5 protein-coding genes are annotated in these 5133 nt (G+C 48.7%); 4 read left to right on the forward strand and 1 reads right to left on the reverse strand.

Translation table 11 applies throughout. From position 1 onward, the window contains the following. Window positions 1–73: hypothetical protein (locus RTW80_RS31645; RefSeq protein ID WP_409415306.1), on the reverse strand; the 73-nt coding region annotated here is incomplete at its 3' end. A gap of 179 nt (window positions 74–252) precedes the next feature. Here RTW80_RS31645 and gspC point away from each other — a divergent pair. The 4 genes from gspC to RTW80_RS22235 all read left to right on the forward strand — a co-directional run. Continuing rightward, window positions 253–1068 carry a type II secretion system protein GspC gene (gene gspC, locus RTW80_RS22220; RefSeq protein ID WP_001142708.1) on the forward strand — a complete coding sequence of 272 codons (816 nt, stop codon included), beginning with the start codon at window positions 253–255 and terminating at the stop codon, window positions 1066–1068. Beyond that, complete coding sequence (gene gspD / locus RTW80_RS22225) at window positions 1052–3004, forward strand: type II secretion system secretin GspD (RefSeq protein ID WP_001326512.1); 1953 nt, start codon at window positions 1052–1054, stop codon at window positions 3002–3004. Before gspC ends, gspD begins: the two co-directional genes overlap by 17 nt. Window positions 3005–3013: 9 nt before the next feature. Then, window positions 3014–4495: a type II secretion system ATPase GspE gene (gene gspE, locus RTW80_RS22230; RefSeq protein ID WP_139552138.1), complete on the forward strand. Its 1482-nt coding sequence runs from the start codon at window positions 3014–3016 to the stop codon at window positions 4493–4495. Further along, window positions 4492–5133, forward strand: a 642-nt coding sequence (locus tag RTW80_RS22235; protein WP_312720217.1) for a type II secretion system F family protein, incomplete at its 3' end; no start/stop codon positions are given. The genes gspE and RTW80_RS22235, both read left to right, overlap by 4 nt.

Here is a 5133-nt window from a genome sequence, read left to right on the forward strand (position 1 = left end):
ACAAATAGCATAGACGCCAGGTTTGACGTTTCTCACACAACCAGGAAAGAATAACTTCTCTTCTCGTAGACATAGAACTTCCTGTTTTAATTATTGATTATCCTTAATCATAAAAATAATGTATGTATTTATTAATTAAATACATATTACTAATATAAATAAATTTTGCTTGATTCATGCAAGCGGCATTAATACTATTTATACTAACGTCAATATACAACCCACCCAATCTATTTTATTAGAACATACATCGTGCCCACACTACGTTTCCCCTTCCATCTGGCGAATCATAATAAAGATGCTGCCATCAATATATTGATTATATTTATAAGCATAGGGTCGATTATTTTTAATGTGAATTATTTCCATACAACTATAGTTAAAAATGGACAGATCATTAATCAACCAACAAACGCATTTCAGTCTGATTTCAGCCTTGCCGCTTTATGGCGTAACGAAAATCATGCTGGGGTAAAAGATGCAAATCCCGTGGCAGTTAATCAGGAAACACCTAAGCTCTCTATAGCGCTTAATGGCATTGTACTCACATCGAATGATGAGACTTCTTTTGTCTTAATTAATGAGGGGAGCGAACAAAAGCGATACTCCCTCAACGAAGCCCTTGAGTCAGCGCCGGGAACGTTTATTAGAAAAATAAATAAAACCAGCGTTGTGTTTGAAACTCACGGGCATTACGAAAAAGTAACTCTCCATCCAGGGCTACCTGACATCATCAAGCAGCCTGATTCAGAAAGTCAAAATGTACTCGCTGATTATATTATCGCCACGCCTATACGTGATGGAGAACAGATATACGGGCTTCGATTGAACCCTCGTAAGGGCCTCAATGCATTTACCACCAGCTTGCTACAACCAGGGGATATCGCCCTCAGGATCAATAATCTTTCGCTGACCCACCCTGATGAGGTTTCACAGGCATTAAGTTTACTGCTAACTCAACAAAGTGCTCAGTTTACAATTCGTCGCAACGGCGTACCCCGCTTGATAAATGTTTCCGTCGGGGAACTTACAGGAATGAATGGACTGCGTCATGAAAGGACTCAATAAAATCACCTGCTGCTTGCTGGCAGCACTACTCATGCCTTGTGCAGGACACGCTGAGAACGAACAATACGGCGCGAACTTCAATAACGCCGATATCCGCCAGTTCGTGGAAATAGTGGGTCAGCATCTTGGCAAAACGATCCTGATCGACCCTTCGGTACAGGGAACCATTTCCGTACGCAGTAATGATACGTTTAGCCAACAGGAGTACTACCAGTTCTTTTTAAGTATTCTTGATCTTTACGGTTATTCCGTGATCACGCTGGACAATGGTTTTCTGAAAGTGGTTCGCTCAGCTAATGTAAAAACATCGCCAGGGATGATTGCTGACAGTTCTCGTCCAGGCGTAGGTGATGAGTTGGTCACCCGAATTGTACCGCTTGAGAACGTTCCTGCTCGTGACCTGGCCCCCCTGCTCCGCCAGATGATGGATGCGGGTAGCGTCGGTAATGTTGTGCATTATGAACCCTCCAACGTTCTTATTCTGACCGGTCGTGCCTCCACCATTAATAAACTGATTGAAGTCATAAAGCGCGTTGATGTCATCGGCACAGAGAAGCAGCAAATTATTCATCTGGAATATGCGTCAGCGGAAGATCTCGCCGAGATTCTTAATCAATTAATCAGCGAAAGCCACGGTAAAAGCCAGATGCCAGCCCTCCTCTCCGCGAAGATTGTGGCGGATAAGCGAACCAACTCTCTTATCATCAGTGGACCGGAAAAAGCACGCCAGCGCATCACTTCATTACTGAAAAGCCTTGATGTCGAAGAGAGCGAGGAAGGAAATACCCGGGTTTATTACCTGAAATATGCTAAAGCCACGAATCTGGTGGAAGTGCTAACCGGTGTTTCCGAAAAGCTGAAAGATGAAAAAGGGAATGCGCGTAAGCCCTCCTCTTCTGGCGCGATGGATAACGTCGCCATTACCGCCGATGAACAGACTAACTCTCTGGTCATTACCGCTGACCAGTCCGTCCAGGAAAAACTCGCCACGGTAATTGCGCGTCTGGACATTCGCCGTGCACAGGTGCTGGTTGAGGCAATCATCGTTGAAGTTCAGGATGGAAATGGACTAAACCTCGGCGTGCAATGGGCGAATAAAAACGTTGGCGCACAGCAATTTACCAATACCGGATTACCGATTTTTAACGCTGCGCAAGGTGTGGCTGATTATAAAAAGAATGGTGGGATCACCAGCGCGAATCCTGCCTGGGATATGTTTAGCGCCTACAATGGCATGGCCGCAGGCTTCTTCAATGGCGACTGGGGAGTACTGCTTACCGCGCTGGCCAGTAACAATAAAAATGACATCCTCGCCACCCCAAGCATCGTAACGCTGGATAATAAACTCGCGTCCTTCAACGTGGGGCAGGATGTGCCGGTGCTATCCGGGTCACAGACCACTTCAGGGGATAACGTCTTTAATACCGTCGAACGCAAAACGGTGGGGACAAAACTCAAAGTTACTCCGCAGGTCAATGAAGGCGACGCGGTGTTGCTCGAAATAGAGCAGGAAGTCTCCAGCGTTGACTCTTCCTCTAACTCGACGCTCGGCCCGACGTTTAATACCCGTACTATTCAAAACGCCGTGCTGGTCAAAACCGGTGAAACGGTGGTCCTGGGCGGATTGCTGGATGATTTTTCTAAAGAGCAAGTGTCAAAGGTTCCTCTGCTTGGCGATATTCCTTTAGTGGGGCAACTCTTCCGCTATACCTCCACCGAGCGCGCTAAACGCAACCTGATGGTATTTATCCGTCCGACGATTATCCGTGACGATGATGTTTATCGCTCACTGTCAAAAGAGAAATACACCCGTTACCGTCAGGAGCAACAACAGCGGATCGACGGGAAATCAAAAGCGCTGGTTGGCTCGGAAGATTTGCCGGTGCTGGATGAAAACACGTTCAACAGTCACGCCCCTGCGCCATCGTCACGGTGAGGCATTCATATGAGAATTCACTCACCGTACCCCGCCAGTTGGGCGCTGGCACAACGAATTGGTTATCTCTATTCAGAGGGCGAGATTATTTATCTCGCCGATACGCCATTCGAGCGGTTACTCGATATTCAACGTCAGGTTGGCCAGTGCCAGACCATGACCAGCTTGTCACAGGCTGATTTTGAAGCTCGGCTGGAAGCGGTATTCCATCAGAATACCGGTGAGTCGCAACAGATTGCGCAGGATATCGATCAATCCGTCGATCTTCTCTCGCTTTCGGAAGAGATGCCCGCAAATGAAGATCTCCTGAATGAAGATTCAGCGGCACCGGTTATCCGCTTGATCAATGCGATTTTGAGTGAGGCCATCAAAGAAATCGCCTCTGATATCCACATTGAAACCTATGAAAAAACAATGTCGATCCGTTTTCGCATCGACGGCGTTTTGCGGACAATTTTACAGCCAAACAAAAAACTGGCGGCACTGCTTATCTCCCGAATTAAGGTCATGGCTCGTCTTGATATCGCCGAAAAACGTATTCCACAGGATGGAAGAATTAGTTTGCGTATCGGGCGACGTAACATAGATGTCCGCGTATCCACACTGCCGTCCATCTATGGTGAACGCGCCGTACTCCGCCTGCTGGATAAAAACAGCCTCCAGCTTTCATTGAACAACCTGGGGATGACGGCAGCGGATAAGCAGGATTTAGAAAATCTCATTCAGCTTCCGCACGGTATTATCCTGGTGACAGGGCCGACAGGCTCCGGTAAAAGCACCACGCTCTACGCCATCCTTTCGGCGCTGAATACTCCCGGCCGCAATATTCTGACGGTAGAAGATCCCGTGGAATATGAGCTGGAAGGCATTGGGCAAACGCAGGTGAATACCCGTGTGGATATGTCTTTCGCTCGCGGCCTGCGCGCCATACTTCGCCAGGATCCGGATGTCGTCATGGTGGGGGAAATTCGTGATACAGAAACCGCGCAGATTGCGGTTCAGGCCTCGCTCACCGGCCATCTGGTACTCTCAACACTCCACACTAACAGTGCATCAGGCGCAGTGACCCGGCTCCGCGACATGGGCGTCGAATCATTCCTGCTTTCGTCTTCCCTGGCAGGGATTATCGCGCAACGTCTGGTTCGTCGCCTGTGTCCGCAATGCCGACAATTCACGCCCGTATCACCCCAACAAGCGCAGATGTTTAAATATCATCAGCTCGCGGTGACAACAATTGGCACTCCCGTAGGCTGCCCTCATTGCCATCAATCCGGCTATCAGGGGCGCATGGCGATCCACGAAATGATGGTGGTGACGCCGGAATTACGGGCCGCTATTCATGAAAATGTGGATGAACAAGCACTGGAGCGACTAGTCCGGCAACAACACAAGGCCTTAATCAAAAATGGCCTGCAAAAAGTGATAAGCGGTGACACCTCCTGGGATGAGGTTATGCGCGTCGCCAGTGCCACGCTGGAGAGCGAAGCATGAATTATCGCTATCGCGCCATGACCCAGGATGGTCAAAAATTGCAAGGGATCATTGATGCTAACGATGAACGTCAGGCACGACTGCGGCTGCGTGAAGAAGGGCTTTTCCTGCTGGATATTCGCCCCCAAAAAAGTTCGGGAGTAAAAACACGTCGCCCGAGGATCAGCCATAGTGAACTGACGCTTTTCACCCGGCAGTTGGCAACCTTAAGCGCAGCGGCATTACCCCTGGAAGAGAGCCTTGCCGTAATCGGTCAACAAAGCAGTAATAAACGACTGGGTGACGTGTTAAATCAGGTACGCAGCGCCATCCTTGAAGGGCATCCCCTTTCCGATGCATTACAGCATTTTCCCACGCTTTTCGATTCGCTCTATCGTACCCTGGTAAAAGCGGGCGAAAAGAGCGGGCTGCTGGCCCCGGTGTTGGAAAAGCTGGCTGATTACAATGAAAACCGGCAGAAAATCCGCAGCAAGCTCATTCAGTCACTGATCTACCCCTGTATGCTCACTACGGTGGCGATTGGGGTCGTGATTATTCTCCTCACTGCTGTCGTGCCCAAAATTACCGAACAGTTCGTGCATATGAAGCAGCAACTGCCGCTGAGTACACGCATTCTTTTAGGTCTGAGCGACACGTTG

Source organism: Escherichia sp. AM3, from assembly GCF_032029835.1.
In the GTDB taxonomy this organism is placed as follows: domain Bacteria; phylum Pseudomonadota; class Gammaproteobacteria; order Enterobacterales; family Enterobacteriaceae; genus Escherichia; species Escherichia coli.

What these genes read in the sequence shown, in the direction of transcription:
- gspE (WP_139552138.1), top strand. Translation starts at nt 3,014, where the DNA reads ATGAGAATTCACTCACCGTACCCCGCCAGTTGGGCGCTGGCACAACGA.
- gspD (WP_001326512.1), top strand. Translation starts at nt 1,052, where the DNA reads ATGAAAGGACTCAATAAAATCACCTGCTGCTTGCTGGCAGCACTACTC.